A 20824-nucleotide genomic window follows, 5' to 3' on the forward strand; every position below is an offset into this window, starting at 1 on the left:
TCAGCGCGGCGGCAGCGGCGAGAGCGTCGGCAGGTGGGCGAGGAAGCCGCCGTCCACGGAGAGCACCTGCCCGGTGATGAACGAGGCGGCCGAGGAGGCGAGGAACGCCACCAACTGGCTCACGTCCTCCGGAGTACCGAGGCGCGGGATCAGGTTCGCGCTCTGGAACATCTGCTGCACCGGCACCGGCATGTCCGCCTCCAGCGCCGGCGTGCGGACCAGCCCCGGCGCGACCGCGTTGCAGCGGATGCCGTCCGCGCCGTACGCGGCGGCCACGAACCGGGTCAGCGCGATCAGCCCGCCCTTGGAGCTGCCGTAGGCGACCATCACCCGGTCACCGGACAGGCCCTGGCCGCTGGTGATGTTGATGATCGACCCGCCGCCGCGCTCGATCATCACCGGAACCGTGTGCTTGCACAGCAGCATCGGCCCCCGCAGATTGACCGCGAGTACCTGGTCCCACAACTCCACCGACATCGACACGACGTCCCGGTCCTGCCGGATCGCGGACGTCAGCGCCGCGTTGTTGTCCAGGACGTCGATGCCGCCGAAGGTGTCGACGGCGAAGTCCACCAGCCGCTCGACGCTCGCCTCGGAGGATATGTCGACGCCGTGCCCGACCACCGAGAGCCCCTGCGCGGCCAGCTTCTCGGCGGCCGCCTTCGCCGTGTCGTCCGCGACGTCCGCGAGGACGACCTGCGCCCCCGCGACCGCCAGCGCCTCCACCGTCGCGACGCCGATCCCTCCCGCGCCGCCGGTGACCACGGCCACCTTGCCGACCAGGGACTGCGTTCCGTTCGTCATCGGTGACCGACCTTTCGTAGCCAGGCGGACGTGCGGGGAAGCGGCGCTGTACGGTCGTATCGGGTGTCCGGAAAGGTCAGGCGGAGGCGCCGAACAGCTCGCCGAACCGTCCGAGCAGCAGGTCGGCGCCCTTGTAGCCGGAGGTCTCCGCCGCGCCCAGCACGACCGGACCCTCGGGGCCCGGCACCTGGGAGGCGCCGCCGGTCGAACCCAGCGGCACGAGCACCGCGTCCGGCCCCGGCCGGTAGGTCTGCTCCACCGGGCGCCCGGCGGCCAGCGCCCTGATGTTGGCCGCGACCGTGACGGCGTGTTCGGTGGCCGCCTTGGACCGCTTCGGCTCGGGCACGGCCGTGACGTCACCGATGGCGAACACGTTCGATGCGCCCGCCACCCGCAGGTGCTCGTCGACCTCCACATGCCCGTCCGGCCGCCGGGCGGCGGCGAGTTCACCGGCCAGCATGTCGCTGAGCGGCGTCATGCCGTAGCAGCGGAACCACAGGTCCGCGTCGATCCGGATGCCCGCCTCGGTGGTGACCGAGAACGGCTCGCGCACCCCCGCAGGCGCCGACGGCGGGGCGGTCAGCGCGCTGCCCAGCTCCAGCCGCACGCCCCGCTGGGCCAGTTGCTCGCGCAACGCGCCGCGCAGCTCGGGCAGATAACGCCCGCCCAGCACGTCCTCCGCGGGGTCGACCACGACCACCTCCGTCTGCGGCCACTGCTCGGTGATCTCCCCGGCCAGCTCAAGCCCGACGGGACCGGCCCCGAGCAGCAACACCCGGGAGGAGGCGGCGAGTTCGGCCCGCGTGTCCGCGTGCCGCAGCACGGAGTCGGCGCTGTCTTCGGTGTCCGGCTTCGCCGGGTAGGGGTACGACGAACCGGTGGCGAGGACGACGTAGTCCGCGTCGATGCGCGTGCCGTCGGCCGTGGTGACACCTCCCGTGTCCACCGCCACGGCGCGGTCGCGCACATGCCGACCCCGGGTGAACAGCCCGTCGTACCCGAAGTAGATCCGCTTGGCCCACTCCTTGTCGACCAGCCCGCGCAGGGCCGCCACCGCGTGGACGAAGGCGTCCTTGGGGTCGATCAGGACGACGTCCAAGTCCGGGTCCAGCTCACGGACCAGCGCAGCCCCTCCGTATCCGCCGCCGACGATCGCGACCGTGCTGCCCATATGTTGCGCTCCTTGTGCTCACCGTGTCGGTACCACTGGCGGAAGACAGGGCTCCGCCGACGCCAGGGAAGCCTAACCGGCGACTTAGGTAAAGTGCAATCTGCATGGCAATTAATGCCCGAAGCCAGACAGAGACATCGAGGTGTCGCATGCCCCTGGCCTATGTGTACGACCGTTTCGGTGGACCGGAGGTCGAGCACTTCGCCGACCTCCCGCGACCGGTTCCGGGCCCCGGTGACCTGTTGGTCGCTGTACGCGCGGCCGGCGTCAACCCCGTCGACTGGAAACGCCGTTCGGGCCGCCGCCCGGCCGGGGCGCCCGCCGTCGTGCTGCCCGCCGTGATGGGCGGCGAGGCGGCAGGCAGGGTCGTCGCGCTCGGCCGTGGCACCACCGGCTTCGCCGTGGGCGACGCGGTCCTCGGCGGCCCGACGACAGGCGGGTACGCGCAGTACACCCTGCTGCCCGTGCGAGCGGCGGTCCGCAAACCGCCGGAAGTCTCCTGGACCGACGCCGCCGCCCTGCCCATCGCCGCCGCCACCGGCTACGGCGCGGTACGCCAACTCGCCCTGCCGCCAGGCGCGACGCTGCTGGTGACCGGTGTCGGGGGAGGCGTCGGCGTGGCCGCCGCGCAGGTCGCGGCGGGCCTGGGGCTGACCGTGGTGGGCTCGGCGGCCGAGGACAAGCGGGCGTTCGTCGAGGAACTCGGTGTACGGTTCGTCGCCTCCGGACCCGGCCTCGCCGCGCGGATACCGGGCCGCGTGGACGGCGTACTCGACCTGGTCGGCGGAGAGGTCCTGCGCGAGAGCGCCGCGCTCCTGGCGGACCGTACGAAACTGGTGAGCGGCGCCGACCGGGACGCCGTCGCCGCACTCGGCGGCGCACCGGTGGGGCCGGTGCGCGACCCCGCGATCCTGGGCGCGGTCGTGGAACTGGTCCGCACCGGCGCCCTGGACCCGAAGGTGACGCACGTGATTCCGTTCGAGCGGGCACCGCAGGCGGTCCGGGCCGTGGAGGGCGGACACGGCCGGGGCAAGACCGTCCTGGAGATGCCACCCTTGGCTTGAGAGCCCGAGCGGAGGACCGCTCGACCCTCAAGGAAGTAAAATGCAACGTGCATGGCAATTTGGCCGACGGGCCACCCGATCCACCGGAGGCTCCCCTGAACACCACACCCGCGGCCCCCGCCCCGGACGCGCCGCCAAGCCCCGGCCGACCCGGCGGCAGAGCCGCGAAACGCCGGGCCATCACCAAAGGCGCGCGTACCGTCTTCGGCCGCGAGGGATACAGTCGCACCAGCATCGAGGCCATCGCCGCCGAGGCCGGGGTGTCCACCCGCACGATCTACAACCACTTCCAGGGCAAGGACCACCTCTTCTCGGAGGTCGTCCACGACAGCGCCGGCCAGGTCGCGGACGCCTTCATCGCGACGGTGGCCGAACAGCTCTCCGGCACCGACGCCCGCGCCGACCTGATCGCCCTCGGCCGCGCCCTCGTCGGCCAGCGCACCCAGTTCCCCGACCACTTCGCGATGATCCGGCAGATCAAGGCCGAGGTGCAGCACTTCTCGCCCGCCCTGATCGACACCTGGCAGCAGGCAGGACCCCTGCGCGTCCAGCACGAGGTCTCCCAGCGCCTCTCCCAGCTCGCCGACGCCGGCCTCCTGCACATCTCCAGCCCCGCCCGCGCCACCCTCCACTTCGTCGCCCTGGTCAACTCCGAGATCACCATCAGTCCCTACGCCAGCCGCGCCCCGAGCCCGGCACAGGTCCGCGCCTGCGTCACCCGCGCGGTCGACGCGTTCCTGCACGGCTACGGCGGCGCCGCCGGTACGGACTGAGCGCATCCCCACCACGTCTCCGACGGCGGGCACCCGCCTTTCAGATGTCCCGGAAGAGACGCACCAGCCCTGTGACCTGCAACGATGAGCAGTCGGGGTGCGGTGACCAGCAAAAATGACCTTTCGACTGTTTCACGCTCGTGCCCGTCAATGCAGCCGGAAGTCCCAGAAAAGTCCCAGAGAGATCTCACTGCTGACGGATGCCCTTCCGGCTTCAGGGTGAGGCAGCGCGGTGTGGGCCTCAAACGCCCCGACGTCGAACTCAGGCTCTCCGCTTTCGAGCACTTGGAGCGAGCACCTGACGGAGGAGTTGCTATGCCTTGACCAGGCGAACGGCGCTCTTGCCGGACCACTCAGCTCGGTCCGTGGACCCGCTTCATCCTCGGGTACCGAATGTCTTGGAGCGGCGTTGTTTCGTTTCGGTTGGGGAGGCGGGCGGGCCCCGATCGCTCGCGGCGCGAACGGTCGGGGCCCAGGTTGACGGTGTGGTCAGTGCAGTGCGCCGACCTCGGTCGCCGAGAGGGTCCGTGAGTAGACGTGGACGTCGGCCACGGAGCCGGGGAAGGCCAGGTACGGGCTGGTGGCGGCTGCGCTGTTGACGCAGCCGCCGATGGTCAGGGGTAGCGAGGAGTCGTACTGGGGGCTGAGGTTGGTGGCTGTCCCCATGAGGGTGCCGTTCTGGTAGAGGGCCATCGAGCCGGTGCCGGACTTTCCGGCTATGGGTGCCCGGTAGGCGGCGACGAGGTGGGTCCAGGTACCGATGGGGCCGGTGTTGGGGTCTCCTTCTGCGGTGGGGAAGTCGGAGTTCTCGTCGTTGGTGGTGGTGGTCTGGAACATCCACGCACCGCTGGGCTTGTCGTACGAGATGTAGAACGCTTGGTGTTGGGTGGTGCCTTGGCAGACGGCTGTGGTGCCGAGTGCTGAGTTGATCTTCACCCAGGCGGAGACGGTGTAATCACCGAGGGTGTTCACGGCGCTCTGCTTGCTCTTGAGGAAGCCGGTGCTGCCGTCGAACGCGACGCTGCCGGACATCCCGCTCGGCGCGTCGGTACCGAACGTGGCGCTGCCGGAAGCGGTGAGCGGGTTGAGGGTCGCGGTGTCGGACCCGTTGGCGGCGAGCTTCCACTCGTCCTCGGGCATGCCGTTGTCCCAGCCGGCCGGCACGATCACGCTGTTCGCGCCGGCTTGGCTCGCCGCCATCGCGTAAGGGTAGACGTGGACGTCTGCCACGGAACCGGGGAAGGCGGCGTACGGACTGGTCGCGTCGACGCTGTTGACGCAGCCGCCGATGGTCAGCGGGAGGGATGAGTCGTACTGCGGGGTGAGGTTGGTGGCCGTGCCCATCAGGCTGCCGTTCTGGTAGATCGACATCACGCCTGTGCTTGTGTCTCCGTCGATCGGGGCGGTGTAGGTGACCAGAAGGTGTGCCCAAGTGCCCACGGCGCCCGTGTCGGTGTCGCCCTCCGCCGTGGGGAAGCCGGCGTTGGCATCGTTGGTCGTGGTGGTCTGGAACATCCAGCCCTTGTTGCCGCTGTCATAGCCGATGTAGAACGCCTGGTGCTGGCTGGTGCCTTGGCAGATGGCGGTGGCGTCGACGGCCGAGTTGATCTTCACCCAGGCGGAGATGGTGTAGTCGCCGAGGGTGTTGACGGGGGTGTGGTCGCTCTCCAGGAATCCGGTGCTGCCGTCGAAGGACGCGGCGCCGGGGCCGGCGTTGACGGCGTCCGGGCCGTCGGAGGTGAAGGCTGCGCCGCCGACCGCTGTGAACGGGTTGTCCCCGTTGGTGTCGGTGCCGTCGGTGTCCAGCTGCCACTCGTTCTCGGGAGTGTCGCTGCCCGTGGCGAGTGGGACGACCAGGTTCGGCGCGATGCCGACCACGGTGTTCGTGTCGTTGACGTACCGGCCGGCGAGGTCGGCGTAGTAGGCGTTGGATGGGTTGCTGCCTGATAGGTCTGCCGCCTTCACTGTCGAGGAGGTGGCTGTGCCGTCCGTGGAGACGGCGGCGGCGAAGTCGATGACCTGGCTGGGGAGGTTGTTGAGGAGGTAGCTGTTGACCAGTTGGCGGGCGGATTCCTGCGTTGCCGTACTGGGGTGGGCGGCGGTGAAGGGCGGGATGGTCGCGAGGTAGACGGTGATGTTGGAGTTCTGGGTGACCGAGGTCTGGCTGTCGTCGGTGCAGTACGAGCTCAGCTGGCTGTTGAGGGAGGCCAGTCCGTTCTCCACGTTGGTGGCGCAGGTGTTGGCGTCGCTGGTGCAGTTGAGCAGGTCGGTGGCCCCAGTGGAGACGAGGACGGTGCGTACGTTTCCCTGGGCCAGCACGTTGCGGTCCAGGGGGTTGAGCGCGTTGACCGGGGCGTTGTTGTTGGTGATCTGCGGCAGCAGGTTGTTGCTCAGACTGGTGCTGTTGGTGCCCGCGTTGAGGACGCCATAGTCGACGGAGTTGTCCCCGTTGGAGTCGGTGACGAGAGCATCGGTGATCGCATCGCTGAGATGGTGCTGTCCGTCACCGCTTGCGGTGTCCCCGTTGACGCTCTGATCGCCGTAGAGGACCAGCGAACCGGTGGGGGCGGCGGTGGGGGTGGTCACGTCGACGCCGGCGAGGTACGGCAGACCGGTGTAGGTGGTCTGCGTGTAGCTGGCGGCCGCGGTGTCGCCGGTGCGGTTCGCGGCGTCGCTGGTCCAGACGGGAGTCTGGGCTGTGGCGTGGCCGGGCATGGCGGACACGGAGCCGTGCACCTGCAGGCTGACCAGGACGGTCGCTTGCTGCGCGACGGACAGGGTTACCGGGTCGCTGGTGGCGTCGCCGCCTGCGGGGATGGTGACGGAGGCGGAGCCGCCGAAGGCCAGCGCTGTGGGCGCCGCGGCTGCGGTGGCTCCGCCCGTTGTGGTGTCCTGCAGTGCGACGGATGCCGCGTCGAAGGTCACCGGGGTGGTGCCCATGGCGTTGGAGAGGTGGATGCGTACCCCGTTGCCCTCATCGGTGCCGACACTGACGTGCGCGGGGATACGGAGCGTCTGTCCGTTGACGGTGGCGGTGCTGCCGTTGGAGAGCTGCACCTTGGCGGTGTCCTGGACGGAAGCCCAGGTACCGACCCAGTGCTTGGCGCTCGATCCGCTGCCGGTGAGGGTCATCGGCCGCAATCCCAGTCCGAGGACGTGCAGGGCCGGCTGGCCGGGCTGGACTCCGTTGGTGAACAGCGGCAGGGAGATGCTGCTGATGACCGAGCCGGGGCATTGCAGGGGGACGCTGATGGCGTAGAGCTTCGGGCCGGAGCTCGGGCTGGTCTGGGTGTTGTTGCTGTGGTTCTCGTGGACGAGGGTGATTGAGGCTGCGGAGGCTGGGCCCGAGAGCCAGTCGGGCACGGTGTCCAGCTGGTAGTCCTGGTCGGCGGGATCGCTGCTCAGGCAGTTGTTTTTGGCGTACGTGAGGGTGCCCTTGGCGCTTTTGGCGTCGCCGCCGGTGGCGAAGGCGAGGAAGACCACGGCGTCGCCGGTGTTCACTACGCCGCTTTCCGGCAGGGTGATGGTTTGGCCGGAGGCCAGCATGTTGTCGTAGCTGCCGGTGCCGAACTTCGGCAACGCGACGGTGGCGCCGTCGACGGTCACCGTCTTGCTGCTCTGCCAGCCCGATGTGGTCGTGAGGTCGGCGGAGTTGATGCTGTTGCCGGAGCCGTCGGCGTCGGCCGGGCTGGTCGTGGTGGTGAAGGTGCTGGTGGCCGTGTTGTTCTGGCAGGCGCTGGTGGCGTTGATCGCGCAAGTCAGCGCCGGTCCGAGGCGCAACAAGTCGATGCCAGCCTGGTAACCGGTCGAGTTAGGGTTCTTGCCGCTCAGGGTCAGGGTGAGGGTGTGTACGCCCTGACTGAGGGTGAGTAGTTGGTTGCCGACCTTGGGGATGCCGAGGTTGACGAACTGGGTGGTGGTGTAGGAGTTGTAGGCGTCGAATCCGCTGATCAGCGTGGACTGGGTGCTCTTGCCCGCGTCCAGGATCAGGTGGTAAATCCCGTAGTCCTTGCCCTTGGTCAGATTGGCCCCGAAGCTCCATGGGCCGTCCTTGGGGACGTCGAAGCTGAAGGTGGCGCTGTCACCGCTGACGACCTTCGAGGTGCTGGTCTTGTTGGCGAGCATGGCCTGGTAGCCGTCGGCAAACTCGTAGCCGCTGCCGGCGGCCTGGCTGATCAGCTGGCCGCCGGTGCTGGTGGTCGTCGCCTTGGGCACTGCGGTGGTGGTGCCGTCGGTGTTGGTCGCGGTCCAGCCGCTGATCATCTTGTCGCCGTAGGCGTACGTCGGGGTGCTGGTGCCGGCGTAGAAGGCGTAGGCCGTCTGGGAGACGGACGTCGAGCCGGCCTGGTCCACTGCCTTGGCATACAGCGTGTGGGGCCCCACCACGCCCGGGGCGAAGACAGGGGAGGCGCTGCCGTTGATGACAGAGGTGCCGGTGCCGGGGCCGTTGTCGGCGGTGGCGTAGTAGATCTTGCCCTGTGCGATCTTCGTGCCGGCTACCAGATGGATGACGCCGCTACTCGTGTACACCGTGCTGCCGAGTGTGGCGTCCAGGGAGAACAGGTAGCCGGTGATGTTGTTGGTGTGGTTGTTGCCCAGGACGAAGGTGCCCGGGTCGCCGAAGGCGGCGCCGATCTGTTTGGCGGGGAACTGACTGGAGGTCACCGTGGGGGAGGGCGGGGCGCTGGTGTCCACGGTGAAGGTCTGGGTCTTGGTCCAGATGCCGGAGCCGGTGCCGGCCCAGTAGCCTGCCGCGTTCTGGGCAGTGGCCTTCCAGGTGTAGGTGCCGTCCGGCAGGCTCGGCGTCGTCCAGTCGCTGCCGTTGGTGTTGTACCGTGCGCGTTTCTTGGAGTCGAGGTTCGGGCCGAATCCTTGGTGCACCAGGGTGCCCGAAGAGTTGTAGAGGTTGTACTCGATGCGCAGGAGCTCGCTGCCGCCGGCGAGGTCGGGGTCGACCGCTCGGGCGGAGAGTGTCGGGGTGTGGGTGGTGGTCATCGTCTTGCCCGAGCTGACGATGGAGGGCTTGATGGCGGGTGTGCCGGTGCCGTTCTTGAGTTTGGGGCGGTAGCTGTAGGTGACCGAGAGGGTGGCGCCGCCGCCGTAGGCGAGCTGCTTCCACTGGGTGGCGTCGTTCATGTTGGGCGACTGGACCATCAACGTCATGCTGCTCCAGCTGCCTGCCGCGGCGCTCACTGCCCGGGAGGTGACGTCGAACTCGAGCGACGGTGGGCTGACCCAGGAGTTGGAACCGTTGGTGACCGGGCAGGTGCCGGCCTCGTGGCTGACCGGGTTGGTGCCGAGCGCGCCGGTGCGCCCGCCGGGCTCGTGGCCCCAGTACAGCGAGGAGGAGCTCCATCCGGCGGGGCGGTCGGTGCCGTAGACGGCGGCCGGGGTGTCGGAGCAGGAGGCGGCGGAAAGCTGCTTCACGTACAGCGAGGCGTGGCTGACCACGGCGCCTTTGATGCCGCTGGTGTTGATCTGGTAGTAGGTGCGGGCCCGTTCGCCGTTGCCGGGGGTGTTGTTGTCCCATCCTTCCCGGGCATTGGTCGCTCCGGTGGTGGATGTGGAGTTGTAGACGTTCCACCCGTTGTCGGAGATCCGGGCCCAGTCGAGCTGGGAGGGTCTGCCGCTCCATTCCGGGTCCACGTAGACCGGGTAGGTGGTGGTTTTGGCGGCGAGCAGGGACTTGTCCAGGCCAAGCAGCTGTTTGCCGTGTTCGAGGGTCACATGGACCTGGGCGCGGTGCTTGCCGACCTGCGCGGCTGCCGCGTGTTCGGCCCTGGCGGCAGGGGCGGTCGCTGTGCGGGCGCGGGCAGTGGCTCCGGCCTTCTGTTTGCTGCCGGTGCTGTCCCACATCAAAGCGGTGTCACTGTGGAACACCGTCTTACCGGTGCCCTTGTCAGTAGCCTGCATGCCGCCGTTCGAGGTGGTGGCCAGCTTGAGGTTCGTCGAGGTGGTCTTCCATGCGAGGCTTTGCAGTCGTGGATCGACTGCGGCCTTTGGGGTCTTGATCACCAGGATCGAGGAGTAGCCGGAGGCGTCTGCGGTCAGCTGGAGGTCGACTCCGGGATACACCTCCGGGTAGGTGGCGGTGTCACCGGAGACCACTGGATCGGGCAGTGCGCCCGGCCAGAAACCAAGCCTGTTCGCCCCGCTGCGCAGCGTGACGAGCGCGCCGGAGCCGCCGCCGGAGAACGCCACGTCTGTCACTGCGGCCTTTGGTGCCCAGGTCCCGTCCGCGCGCCGCACCAGGGTGGTGTCGATGGGGACCCATTTCCCTTGCTGCTGCACACGCTGTGGCATCGAGGAGTCGGTCCGCGTGAAGGTGCCGTCCGGGTTGGCGACCACCTGGGTCCCGGTGTCGGTGAGTTGGTCGATGGTCACCGGCTTGCCGGTCGCCTTCGCCTGCGCGGAGGCCGACTCCGTGGGGTTGAGGCGCTTGGTTGCTGACTTGGCGTCAGTGCTCTGTGACGTTGCCGATGGTTGGCGGGGGTCGGACGCGGCGTGGGCCGTCGCTGTGGCGGTCAGTGAGCCGGCGGCGATGGCGACGGCAGCGGCGATGGCGACCGGTTTGGACGCGGGACGTCTGGATGCGCGTAGAGGTGTGCGAAAGGCGGACATCGAGGCTGGGATCCTTCGCGTCTGTGGCGGCCCCCCGTGGGTCCGCGCCGCTGTGCATTCTGAGGGCCGATGGGTGCCGGGTCCATCAACAATTGATCGCCAAGTGCCCGCTTGGAGTGGGTTTTTGGCGCGTATGAGTCAACTTGCGATCCAACCTGGGTGATTCTTTTGGTCTTCCTGTGGGGAAGCTTTGCGAAATGTGTCGACTTCGCGCCCTAGCGTGATGCCTCGCGGGGGCTCGATCGGCTGTGTCGCCGCCTTGACGTGCACTCAAATCATCTAAGTCACAAGGGACTTGGGTGGTTTGGGACGGGGGAGGGGAGCGCACGGCATGGTGCGGACATCTATGTGGAGACACGGCTGGGCGGCTTGGGGTGCCCGAAGAGTTCGTCGCACAGCAGTGGTGACGGCCGGCGCATTGCTGGTGGGCCTGCTACCAGTCGGTGTGGCGACGGCGGCTTCTCCAACGACGGGGCAGGCGTCAGCTCCCGCCGCTCCACGCGACAAGCTGATCCCCTTCACCCGCTCCACACCCAAGCGGTCCTCCTTCACAAAGCGGTTCAAACACTTCGACCCCACCGGGCACACGAAGCTCCCCGATGCAGGCAGCGCCGTGGTGACCCTGCCCGGCACGGCTGCCTCGGCGAGCCTGAGCGCCAAGGCGACCCAGGTACGAGCCGGAAACATGCCCGTCCTGCTCGGCACCGCCGCCGGTTCGCAGCCCTCATCAGCCGCCGTCGCCCCGTCGCAGCAAGTGCGGGTGACGATGCTGGATCAGAAAGCCGCCCGGGCCGCCGGCGTCCACGGTGTCCTGTTTACGCTGCAGCGCACCAGCCCGGGCAGCGGGAAGGTCGCGCTGCGGGTGGACGACTCATCCTTCCGCTACGCCTTCGGTGGCGACTTCGCCTCGCGCCTCCACCTGGTCCAGCTGCCCGCATGCGTGCTCAACACCCCCGAACTGGCGAAATGCCAGGCTCAGACATCTGTGCACACAACCCCGGGTGCAGCACTGTCCGCGCAGATCCCGGTGCCCGGCTCTCCCACCGCCTCCGGCACTGCGGCCCCTCCGCGCTCTGTGAAGGCCGCCTCCAGCGCGATGGTTGTGATGGCTGCGACCGCAGGTACCTCCGGCTCATCCGGTGACTACTCGGCGACGGCTCTGTCGCCGGGCGGTTCCTGGTCGACCTCGGGGAACACCGGTGCGTTCACCTACAGCTACCCGATCGCAGTGCCGCCGGCGATCGGCGGGGCGGCGCCCCAAGTGGGCCTCTCGTACAGCTCCGCCGGCCAGGACGCGCGCACCGAGGGCACCAATAACCAGTCCTCGTGGCTGGGGGACGGCTGGAGCTCGACGGAGAACTACGTCGAGCGCACCTACAAGTCATGCAACGACGACTCCTCGTCCGGCGCTCCGAAGGACGACGCGGACCAGTGCTGGGCGGGACAGATCCTGACCCTGTCACTGAACGGCAAGTCCACCGACATCGTCTACGACGACGCCACCAAGACCTTCCGGGCGGTCGACGACAACTCCACCACGAAGATCGAGGACCTGACCGGCGGCACGAACGGCACCAAGAACGGGGAGTACTTCAAGGTCACCGACGGCGGAGTGCAGTACTTCTTCGGCCTCAACCGCCTGCCGGGCTGGACCAGTGGCAAGGACGAGACCAAATCCGTCTGGACCGAGCCGGTCTACCACGCGCACAGCGGCGTGTCCGCCTGCCCGGACAGCACGGACTTCGCCGCCACCTCCTGCGTATTGGGCTACCGGTTCAACCTGGACTACGCGGTCGACCTGCACGGCAACGCCACAGCCTGGTACTACGCACCGGAGACCGGCTACTACGGCACGGACATGAAGAACACCGCGGTGCCCTACACCCGCGGCGGCACCCTGTCCCGCATCGACTACGGCATGACCTCCTCGAGCATCTACTCGGGTACGGCACCGGAGCAGATCCTCTTCGACACCACGGCCGAGCGGTGCATTCCCGGCACGCCGTCGGGCAACACCTGCGCGGACAGTCAGTTCACGACCGCCAACGCCGCGTACTGGCCGGATGTGCCCATCGACCTGAACTGCATCTCCGGGGCGAGCTGTACCAACCACGGTCCGAGCTTCTGGTCGCGCAAGCGCCTGACGGCGATCACCACCCAGATCCAGGTGGGCGGCGCGACCAAGCAGGTCGACAAGTACACCTTCACCCAGTCCTTCCCTGACGGCGGCGACCACGCCCCCACCCTGTGGCTGGACTCCATCAAGCGCACCGGCCTGGACACCCTGGGCGGCGCATCGGGCAGCACCTCCACGCCGGCAGTGAGCTTCGACCCGCCGCTGCAACTGCCCAACCGGGTGGGCACCATCCCGCAGATGCCGCTGATGTACCACGACCGCATCCAGACGGTCACCAGCGAGACCGGCGCCCAGACCACGGTCACCTACGACCGGCCCAACTGCGCCAGCGCCCCGGCCAGTGACCCCAACGACCCGACGGACGCGGCCGCCCGGACCTTCGCGTCGACCAACACGCTGTCGTGCTTCCCCGTGTACTGGACGCCTTACGGGCAGCCGGCGCCGATGATGGACTGGTTCTACAAGTACAAGGTCAACTCGGTCCTCACACAGGATCCGAACAACTCCTACCAGGACGGCACCACCCCCAAGCTGGAGACGGACTACGCCTACAAAGGCAACCCCGGCTGGCACTACGACGACAACGAGGTCGTCAAGGCCAAGAACCGCACATGGGGCCAGTTCCGGGGCTACCCGGAGGTAGACGTCACCACCGGCGACCCCAGCGTGTTCCACCTGACCAACGGCGCCAAAGTCTACGACCAGAAGACGCTGAGCAAGACCTACTACTTCCTCGGCATGAACGGCGACACGCTGCCCGGAGGCAAGACCCGCTCGGTGCCCGCGCTCACCAGCCAGGACGGCGCCACCTCCGTCGCTGACGACAATGCACTGGCCGGGCAGGTCTTCGAAACCGACGCCTACACCAGCGCCACAGGCAGCCTGGACAAGGCCACCGTCACCGTCCCCACGATCATCGGGCCCACAGCCTCCCGCTCCCGCAGCGGCCTGCCCGACCTCACGGCACAGATGGTCCGCACCGCCAAGAGCCTCACCCGACAGACCGTCTCCTACGGATGGCGCAAGACCGAGACCGACACCTTCTACACCACCACCCTGGGCAAGCCAACCACCGGCATGCCGGTGCAGATCGACGACCGCGGCGAGACCGCAGACAGCGCCAACGTCTCCAAATGCGCCTACACCCGCTACCTCACCGGCGCAGTGGACACCCTGGTCGTACCGGCCGAGATCATCGCCACCGACCAGGACTGCTCCGCAGCCGGAGCGACTCCCGGCGGCACACTGGTCTCCGACGTCCGCACCTCCTACGACAACCACGCCTTCGCCTACGACGGCGACGGCCAGCAGAACCCGACGCTTCCCCAGACCGGTGACGCCACCCTGGTCCAGAAGGCGTCCGCCACCACCGGAGCCACCGCGACCGCGTTCGTCGACGAAGCGGCGAACACCTACGACAGCTACGGCCGCACCACACTGACCACCCGCACGCCCCACTCCACCGCCCCCAACAACACCAGCTTGTCCCAAAGCACCACCACCGGATACAGCCCTGCCACGGGAGAACTCCCGACCAGCGTCGTCACCGCCACCCAGGTCACCCCCGGAGCCACCTGCACCACCAGCACGACCAGCTCCAAGGACTGCCACGTCGCCAAGAGCACCATGGACCCGGCCCGCGCCCAGCCCACCGCCACCACTGACGCGGCCGGCCTGCTCACCTCACTCACCTATGACGCCCTCGGCCGCCGCACGGGCGTATGGCTGCCCAACGAGAGCAAGGCCAACAGCGCACCCGCGAACACGACCTACACCTACAACCTGTCCCAGACGGGCCCCTCGGTCGTCGCCACCAACGCCCTCCTGGACAACGGCAGCTACAAGACCAGCGAAACGCTCTACGACGCCATGCTGCGCATCCTGCAGACACAGGCGACCGCGGAGAACTCGACCACCACGGTCAGCGACACCCAATACGACTCCCACGGCTGGACCGTGGTCACCAACAACGCCTACAACGTCTCAGGCAACCCCGGCAGCAGCCTGGACACCGTCTCCCAGGTGACCATCCCCGACACCACCGTCACCGACCACGACGGAATGGGCCGCGCCGACCTGGTCACCGAAGAGCACAACGGCTCCAAGACCTGGACCACGACCACCGCCTACACCGGAGACAAGGCCACCGTCCTGCCACCCAAGGGCGGCGTCGCCACCACCACGATCGTCAACGCCCGCGGCCAGAGCACCGAACTCGACCAGTACACGGCCCCACCCGCCCTCTCCGGAACCCCGGCCAACGGGTTCACCGCCACCGGCGGCACCACCTCACCCACCACTTACACCTACACCACCGCAGGCCAGCAGCATCAGATAACCGGCCCCGACCACACCACGTGGACCTCCGACTACGACCTGCTCGGCCGCAAGAAGTCCCAGAACGACCCGGACGCGGGCAACAGCAGCTACGGCTACGACGACGCCGACAACCTCGTGTCCACCACCAACGAGGCAAAACACGTCGAACTCGACTACACCTACGACCTCCTGGGCCGCAAACTCACCGGCAGCGACAAAGCAAACTCCAACTTCCAGTTCGCCTCCTGGGCCTACGACACACTGCGCATCGGCCTCCCCTCCTCGTCGACCCGCTACGTCCCGGGCACCACTGGTGGCTACACGGTCGCCACTACCGGCTACACCGTCCTCGGCAAGCCGACCGGTACCAAGATCACCCTACCGGCGTCCGAGACGCCGCTGCCGTCGACCTACACGACGACGTACACCTACACCATCAACGACCAGTTGCTGGCCACGCAGTCCGACCCGCGTACCCAGGGGCTGAACAGCGAAAGCATCACCTACGGCCACGACGCCCTGGGCAATCCGACCACCACGGGCAGCAGCGCCAACAGCTATGTCAGCGCGACCGTCTACACGGCCTACGGCGCGCTGTCCCAAGTCACCCAGGGCGCCTCGACCAACCCGGCCACTACCACGTACGACTACGACGACCAGACCCTCCGGCTGACGCACCGCGTCATCAGCCGAACCCAGGCACCCGGCCCGACGGTCGATGACACCAAGTACGCCTACGACGCCTCCGGCAACCCGACATCCATCACCGACCAGCAGTCGGAGACCGACAACACCGTCACCGACCAGCAGTGCTACGGCTACGACGCCCTGGATCGGCTCACCGACGCCTGGACCGCGAACGACAACTGCGCCGCCAACCCGCCCACGGCCGCCACTCTCACCACGACGGCCGGCTCGTACTGGCAGACGTTCAACTACGACGCCATCGGCGACCGCCACCAGAGCATCGATCACGCCATCGGCAACTCCGGAACCACCGCCACCACCACCTACGCCAACGGATGCACCGCCAACTGCAACTCCACCGGCGCCCAGCCCCACACCCTGACCGCCACCACCGGCGGCACCAACCCGACGACCTTCACCTACGACGAAAACGGCAACCTGCACACCCGCACCCCCACCACCGGCCCCGCTCAGACCCTGACCTGGGACGACGAAGGCCACCTGGCCCAAGTGGACACCAGCGGCTCCAGCCCCACGACCACCAAGTACCTGTACGACGCCGACGGCAACCAGCTCATCCGCCGCGACCCCGGCCAAACCACCCTCTTCGCCGGCGACACCCAGATCGTCGTCAACACCAGCGTCACCCCCAACGTCCTCCTCGGCGCCGTCCGCACCTACACCCACGGCGGCGCCGGAACCCCCGTGGCCGTCCGCTCCAGCCTCACGGGCGGCGGGCTGAAGTACCTGTTCAACGACCCGCACGGCACCGCAACCCTCTCGATGGACACCACCACCCAGCAGGTCGCCCGCCAGCAGTACACCCCCTACGGCCAGCCACGGGGCAGCGCCAACACCACCACCTGGCCCGACCCCACCCGCTCCTTCCTCGGCAAACCCCAGGACACCTCCACCGGCTACACCGACGTCGGAGCCCGCAAGTACGACCCCACCCTGGGCCGCTTCATCAGCGCCGACCCCGTACTCGAAGCCACCAGCCCCCAGCAACTCGGCGGCTACACCTACGCCGCCAACAATCCAGTCACCAACAGCGACCCCACCGGTCTTGAAGGCGACGACGGCAGCTCCTGGCTCAACGCCGAGAACAACTGGGTCTACCAGGGCGGCTTCGACGGCCAGGGCAACATGGTCAATGCCGACGGCAGTCCTCGACACGGCGGCACCAATCTGTCACAGGTCGGTCATGACAACGGGTGCCGCTACGTCCTGCTCAACCCGTGCGGCAGCGCCATCGTCCCGATGCAATCCCATGGCCACGTCAGCTCGACGACGATCATCGCGGGGGAACTCGCCGGCATAGGCAACGGCCTCGACAAGATAAGTGACTTGGCCAACCCGTTCTGCTGGTTCGATTCAGATTTCTGCAGCAGCTCCGACTCCACGAGCGCAACGTATGACGAATGGGCGAAGGGCGCGGGAGCGGACACTTCCTCAAGCGTCTACGAGGCGGCGAAGAACAACGGATTCACGGCGCCCTTCCTGGCCCTCGGCGGAAGGTTCGCCGAAGATGATGCCGGAATTCTCGGGGCGAAATGCAGTTTCACGCCCTCGACCCAGGTTCTCATGGCCAACGGCAAGACCAAGGCCATAGCAAAGATCAAGAACGGCGACCAAGTCGAGGCCGCCGACCCTGAAACAGGAAAACACCGCGGCCCACGCGCGGTCCTGGCCCGCCTCGTCAACCACGACAACGACCTGATCGACCTGTCGATCGAAACCACGCCTTACCACTCCACCATCGTCCACACCACCTCGCGCCACCCCTTCTGGGACGACACGGACCACACCTGGGTACCGGCGGGCCGGCTCAAGCCGGGCCACGCCCTGAACACCTCAACCAACGGGCACGCCCGCATCCTCGCCGTCCGGGTCCGCCCGGGTGCGGCAGACATGTACAACCTCACCGTTCAGCAACTGCACACGTACTATGTGCTCGCAGGTGCCACACCGGTGCTCGTTCACAACAGCGGACCGTGCGGCCCGGCCAAGGGGGCGGCGGGCGAAGCAAGAGCCGTTCAGGAACTTCAGGACCGGGGTTACACGATCATGGGTACGCATGTGAAGCTCGAAGCTAAAGACGGGACGACATCGTATGTTGATGTCGTTGCAACCAGGAATGGGCCCGGCTTGGGCGCGCCTGAATATTTTGAAGTGAAGAATGGTCCGTCAGCCAAGCTGTCACCGCAGCAGAAAACTGTGTACGGACAGCTTAGTGATAGCGGGGATGTGATTTTGCGGACCGACCAACTAAACAGTTGGGGCTTGAAGAGTGGCGATTTGCTCCCGCAGGCCGACGTTAGCGTGATCCTCTATGGCGGGGCAAAGGCGTGGTAGGGGGAGCCAGGAAGAAAGCATGGATAACCGTTGAGCCCTACTGCCTGCGATATGGAGTGAGCGAAGGATGAGCTACGACCTGGCGGTTTGGCAAGGGGATGTGCCGTCCAGTGATCGCGAAGCCGCTAGGATACATAATCGCATGTACGATGAATATCTCGACAGCGATGAGCTGTTCCCGATGGTAAGCGTCATCACTGACTTCCTTGCTGTCCTTACTGAGCGTTGGCCTGATAGTGAGACCGGAGATGATACGCCCTGGGCTGCAACGCCACTTTCCAAAGGGGCAAGTGGGCCGTACATTTACATCGCGCTCGCGTGGAGTCGCGCAGATATTGCGTCTGTTTATGTGGCACAGGTTGCCAACAGGTTTGGACTGAACTGTTTTGACCCTCAGATGAAGATGCTTCGGTCAGGCTAATGGGTGTTGCACAAGGCTGAGTTTGGGCAGAGCGGGGTGGCGGGCTCTTCTGCTTGTGATGAGAGGGCGAGGTTGTGCATGGGGGCGACGGCCTGGACCGCGTGATGGAGACCGTCGCCCCGCTGGCGGCAGTTGCGTAGGATCTTGCAGTTCTCCGTCCGGCCGATGACGTGTTCCACCCGGGCGCGGACCCTGTTGTGCTCGGCGTTGTCGTCCTCCTCGGCCTGCAGTAGAGCCCGTCCCGGGCGTTTGCGGTGAGGCACCGCCATCCCGCAGTTGAGATAAGCGCCGTCGCCGAGCACGGTCACACCCTCACAGTTCTGGCTCAGCCCGGACGCACGCCATGCGTGGGTATACCTAGGGGTACCCGCACCGGTCGTGCCGCCGCGATCACCAGCCAGGTCGGCGCCCACGACGACCTGCACGTTCGTCGAGAATCGGTAGTTGCGGCTGGAGGCCGCAACGCTCCGGTCCCACAGAGGGATCAGTGTGTCGTCCACGATCCGCAACCGGTCTGCGGCTTCCGCCGGGCGGCTGGCGGGCTCGATCACGAACAATGGTCCCAGCCGCTGGATGACCTGGCATACGGTGGAGGAGGAGACACCGAACAGCGGATCGAGCTGCGGCATCGTGAGGTTCGTGCGGTAGTAGACCGCGACCACCAGCACCCGCTCGGCCAGCGGCAGCGACCGGCCGGCTCCCGACCCGGCCTTTTCCGTGACTCGCTCAGGCCGACACGTTGTCGATGACGCATCATGCCGAGTGCGTAGCGACCGGAAGCCTTCGGTCCTGGCCAAAAGTCCCAGAAAAGTCCCAGCAGCGCCGCCACCTCCTCTCCTGCCTCGCGTTCATGCAGGTCAGCAGGGGTGTGACGGCGCTCTTCCTGAGGGTCTTCAGATGTCCCGGAAGATCTCGATCTGCGCCCCGATCGAGTTCAGGCGCTCCGCGAGATCCTCGTAGCCGCGGTTGATGACGTACACGTTGCGCAGGACGGACGTGCCCTCCGCGGCCATCATCGCGAGCAGGACGACCACGGCGGGGCGCAGGGCCGGCGGGCACATCATCTCGGCGGCGCGCCAGCGGGTGGGGCCCTCGACCAGGACACGGTGGGGGTCCAGGAGCTGGAGGCGGCCGCCGAGGCGGTTCAGGTCGGTCAGGTAGATGGCGCGGTTGTCGTAGACCCAGTCGTGGATGAGGGTCTTGCCCGAGGCGACCGCCGCGATGGCCGCGAAGAACGGCACGTTGTCGATGTTCAGGCCGGGGAACGGCATCGGGTGGATCTTGTCGATGGGCGCCTCCAGTTTGGAGGGCCGGACGGTGAGGTCCACCAGCCGGGTACGGCCGTTGTCGGCGAAGTACTCCGGTGTGCGGTCGTGGTCGAGCCCCATCTCCTCCAGGACGGCGAGCTCGATCTCGAGGAACTCGATGGGGACCCGGCGCACCGTCAGTTCCGACTCCGTGACCACCGCCGCGGCGAGCAGGCTCATCGCCTCGACCGGGTCCTCGGAGGGGGAGTAGTCCACGTCGGCGTCGAGGTCCGGAACGCCGTGCACGGTGAGCGTGGTGGTGCCGATGCCCTCGACCCGCACGCCCAGCGCCTCCAGGAAGAAGCACAGGTCCTGGACCATGTAGTTGGAGGAGGCGTTGCGGATGACGGTCACGCCGTCATGGCGGGCGGCGGCCAGCAGCGCGTTCTCCGTCACCGTGTCCCCGCGCTCGGTCAGCACGATCGGGCGGTCCGGGCGCACGGCGCGGTCCACGACCGCGTGGTAGTGGCCCTCCGTCGCCGCGATGTCGAGACCGAACCGGCGCAGCGCGATCATGTGCGGCTCGATGGTCCGGGTCCCGAGGTCGCACCCGCCGGCGTACGGCAGCTTGAAGCTGTCCATGCGGTGCAGCAGCGGGCCGAAGAACATGATGATGGAACGGGTGCGCACGGCGGCGTCGGCGTCGATCGCCGCCATGTCCAGCTCGGCGGGCGGCACGATCTCCAGGTCGACGCCGCCGTTGATCCAGCGGGTGCGCACCCCGATGGAGTTCAGCACCTCGAGCAGCCGGTAGACCTCCTCGATGCGGGCGACCCGGCGCAGCACCGTGCGACCCTGGTTGAGCAGTGAGGCGCACAGCAGCGCCACGCACGCGTTCTTGCTGGTCTTCACGTCGATCGCGCCGGACAGCCGGCGGCCGCCCACCACGCGCAGATGCATCGGACCCGCGTAGCCCAGCGAGACGATCTCGCTGTCCAGTGCCTCACCGATCCGAGCGATCATCTCAAGGCTGATGTTCTGGTTGCCGCGCTCGATCCGATTGACGGCGCTCTGACTGGTGTTGAGCGCCTCGGCCAGCTGTGCCTGTGTCCAGCCCCGGTGCTGTCGGGCATCACGGATGAGCCTGCCGATGCGTACGAGGTAATCGTCTGCCATGAGGCTGAGGTTATCTCAGATATGAGATGGCGCTCGTTGGCAGGTCCGT

The 20824-nt window shown here is 67.5% G+C and carries 9 protein-coding genes; 4 read left to right on the forward strand and 5 right to left on the reverse strand.

Annotated elements, in window-relative coordinates; genetic code table 11:
* On the reverse strand, positions 1 to 804 hold the full coding sequence (locus ABT057_RS19835; RefSeq protein ID WP_352344375.1) for an SDR family NAD(P)-dependent oxidoreductase: 804 nt from the start codon (positions 802 to 804) through the stop codon (positions 1 to 3).
* A 76-nt stretch (positions 805 to 880) separates the two neighbouring features.
* The gene (locus tag ABT057_RS19840) at positions 881 to 1975 is read right to left on the reverse strand and encodes an NAD(P)/FAD-dependent oxidoreductase (RefSeq protein ID WP_352344376.1); all 1095 of its coding nucleotides are present in this window, start codon (positions 1973 to 1975) and stop codon (positions 881 to 883) included.
* Positions 1976 to 2124: 149 nt separating this feature from the next.
* Here ABT057_RS19840 and ABT057_RS19845 point away from each other — a divergent pair, with 149 nt between their 5' ends.
* Positions 2125 to 3039 (forward strand): NADP-dependent oxidoreductase, encoded by a 915-nt coding sequence (locus ABT057_RS19845; protein ID WP_352344377.1) that lies wholly within the window; start codon positions 2125 to 2127, stop codon positions 3037 to 3039.
* A gap of 47 nt (positions 3040 to 3086) precedes the next feature.
* On the forward strand, positions 3087 to 3812 hold the full coding sequence (locus tag ABT057_RS19850; RefSeq protein WP_352344378.1) for a TetR/AcrR family transcriptional regulator: 726 nt from the start codon (positions 3087 to 3089) through the stop codon (positions 3810 to 3812).
* Between the two features lie 489 nt (positions 3813 to 4301).
* On the opposite strand, the gene ABT057_RS19855 is transcribed toward ABT057_RS19850, so the two are convergent.
* Entirely contained in the window at positions 4302 to 10433 is a 6132-nt protein-coding gene (locus ABT057_RS19855) for a LamG-like jellyroll fold domain-containing protein (protein WP_352344379.1), read from the reverse strand.
* A 613-nt stretch (positions 10434 to 11046) separates the two neighbouring features.
* On the opposite strand from ABT057_RS19855, the gene ABT057_RS19860 reads away from it, so the two are divergent.
* Together ABT057_RS19860 and ABT057_RS19865 are read left to right on the forward strand one after the other, a co-directional pair.
* The gene (locus tag ABT057_RS19860; protein WP_352344380.1) at positions 11047 to 17931 is read left to right on the forward strand and encodes a polymorphic toxin-type HINT domain-containing protein; all 6885 of its coding nucleotides are present in this window, start codon (positions 11047 to 11049) and stop codon (positions 17929 to 17931) included.
* Positions 17932 to 17998: 67 nt separating this feature from the next.
* Positions 17999 to 18352 (forward strand): hypothetical protein, encoded by a 354-nt coding sequence (locus ABT057_RS19865; protein WP_352344381.1) that lies wholly within the window; start codon positions 17999 to 18001, stop codon positions 18350 to 18352.
* Here ABT057_RS19865 and ABT057_RS19870 read toward each other — a convergent pair.
* Both ABT057_RS19870 and ABT057_RS19875 read right to left on the reverse strand, forming a co-directional pair.
* On the reverse strand, positions 18349 to 19149 hold the full coding sequence (locus tag ABT057_RS19870; RefSeq protein ID WP_502973945.1) for a transposase family protein: 801 nt from the start codon (positions 19147 to 19149) through the stop codon (positions 18349 to 18351). The genes ABT057_RS19865 and ABT057_RS19870 overlap by 4 nt on opposite strands.
* Positions 19150 to 19245: 96 nt before the next feature.
* Positions 19246 to 20775: a UDP-N-acetylglucosamine 1-carboxyvinyltransferase gene (locus ABT057_RS19875; protein ID WP_352344382.1), complete on the reverse strand. Its 1530-nt coding sequence runs from the start codon at positions 20773 to 20775 to the stop codon at positions 19246 to 19248.
* Between the last annotated feature and the right edge of the window lie 49 nt (positions 20776 to 20824).

This window comes from Streptomyces sp. NPDC002588, from assembly GCF_040295925.1.
GTDB lineage: Bacteria > Actinomycetota > Actinomycetes > Streptomycetales > Streptomycetaceae > Streptomyces.

Coding starts and splice junctions, on each gene's coding strand:
- ABT057_RS19865 (WP_352344381.1), top strand. CDS start 17,999: ATGAGCTACGACCTGGCGGTTTGGCAAGGGGATGTGCCGTCCAGTGAT.
- ABT057_RS19855 (WP_352344379.1), bottom strand. CDS start 10,433: ATGTCCGCCTTTCGCACACCTCTACGCGCATCCAGACGTCCCGCGTCC.
- ABT057_RS19835 (WP_352344375.1), bottom strand. CDS start 804: ATGACGAACGGAACGCAGTCCCTGGTCGGCAAGGTGGCCGTGGTCACC.
- ABT057_RS19845 (WP_352344377.1), top strand. CDS start 2,125: ATGCCCCTGGCCTATGTGTACGACCGTTTCGGTGGACCGGAGGTCGAG.
- ABT057_RS19840 (WP_352344376.1), bottom strand. CDS start 1,975: ATGGGCAGCACGGTCGCGATCGTCGGCGGCGGATACGGAGGGGCTGCG.
- ABT057_RS19875 (WP_352344382.1), bottom strand. CDS start 20,775: ATGGCAGACGATTACCTCGTACGCATCGGCAGGCTCATCCGTGATGCC.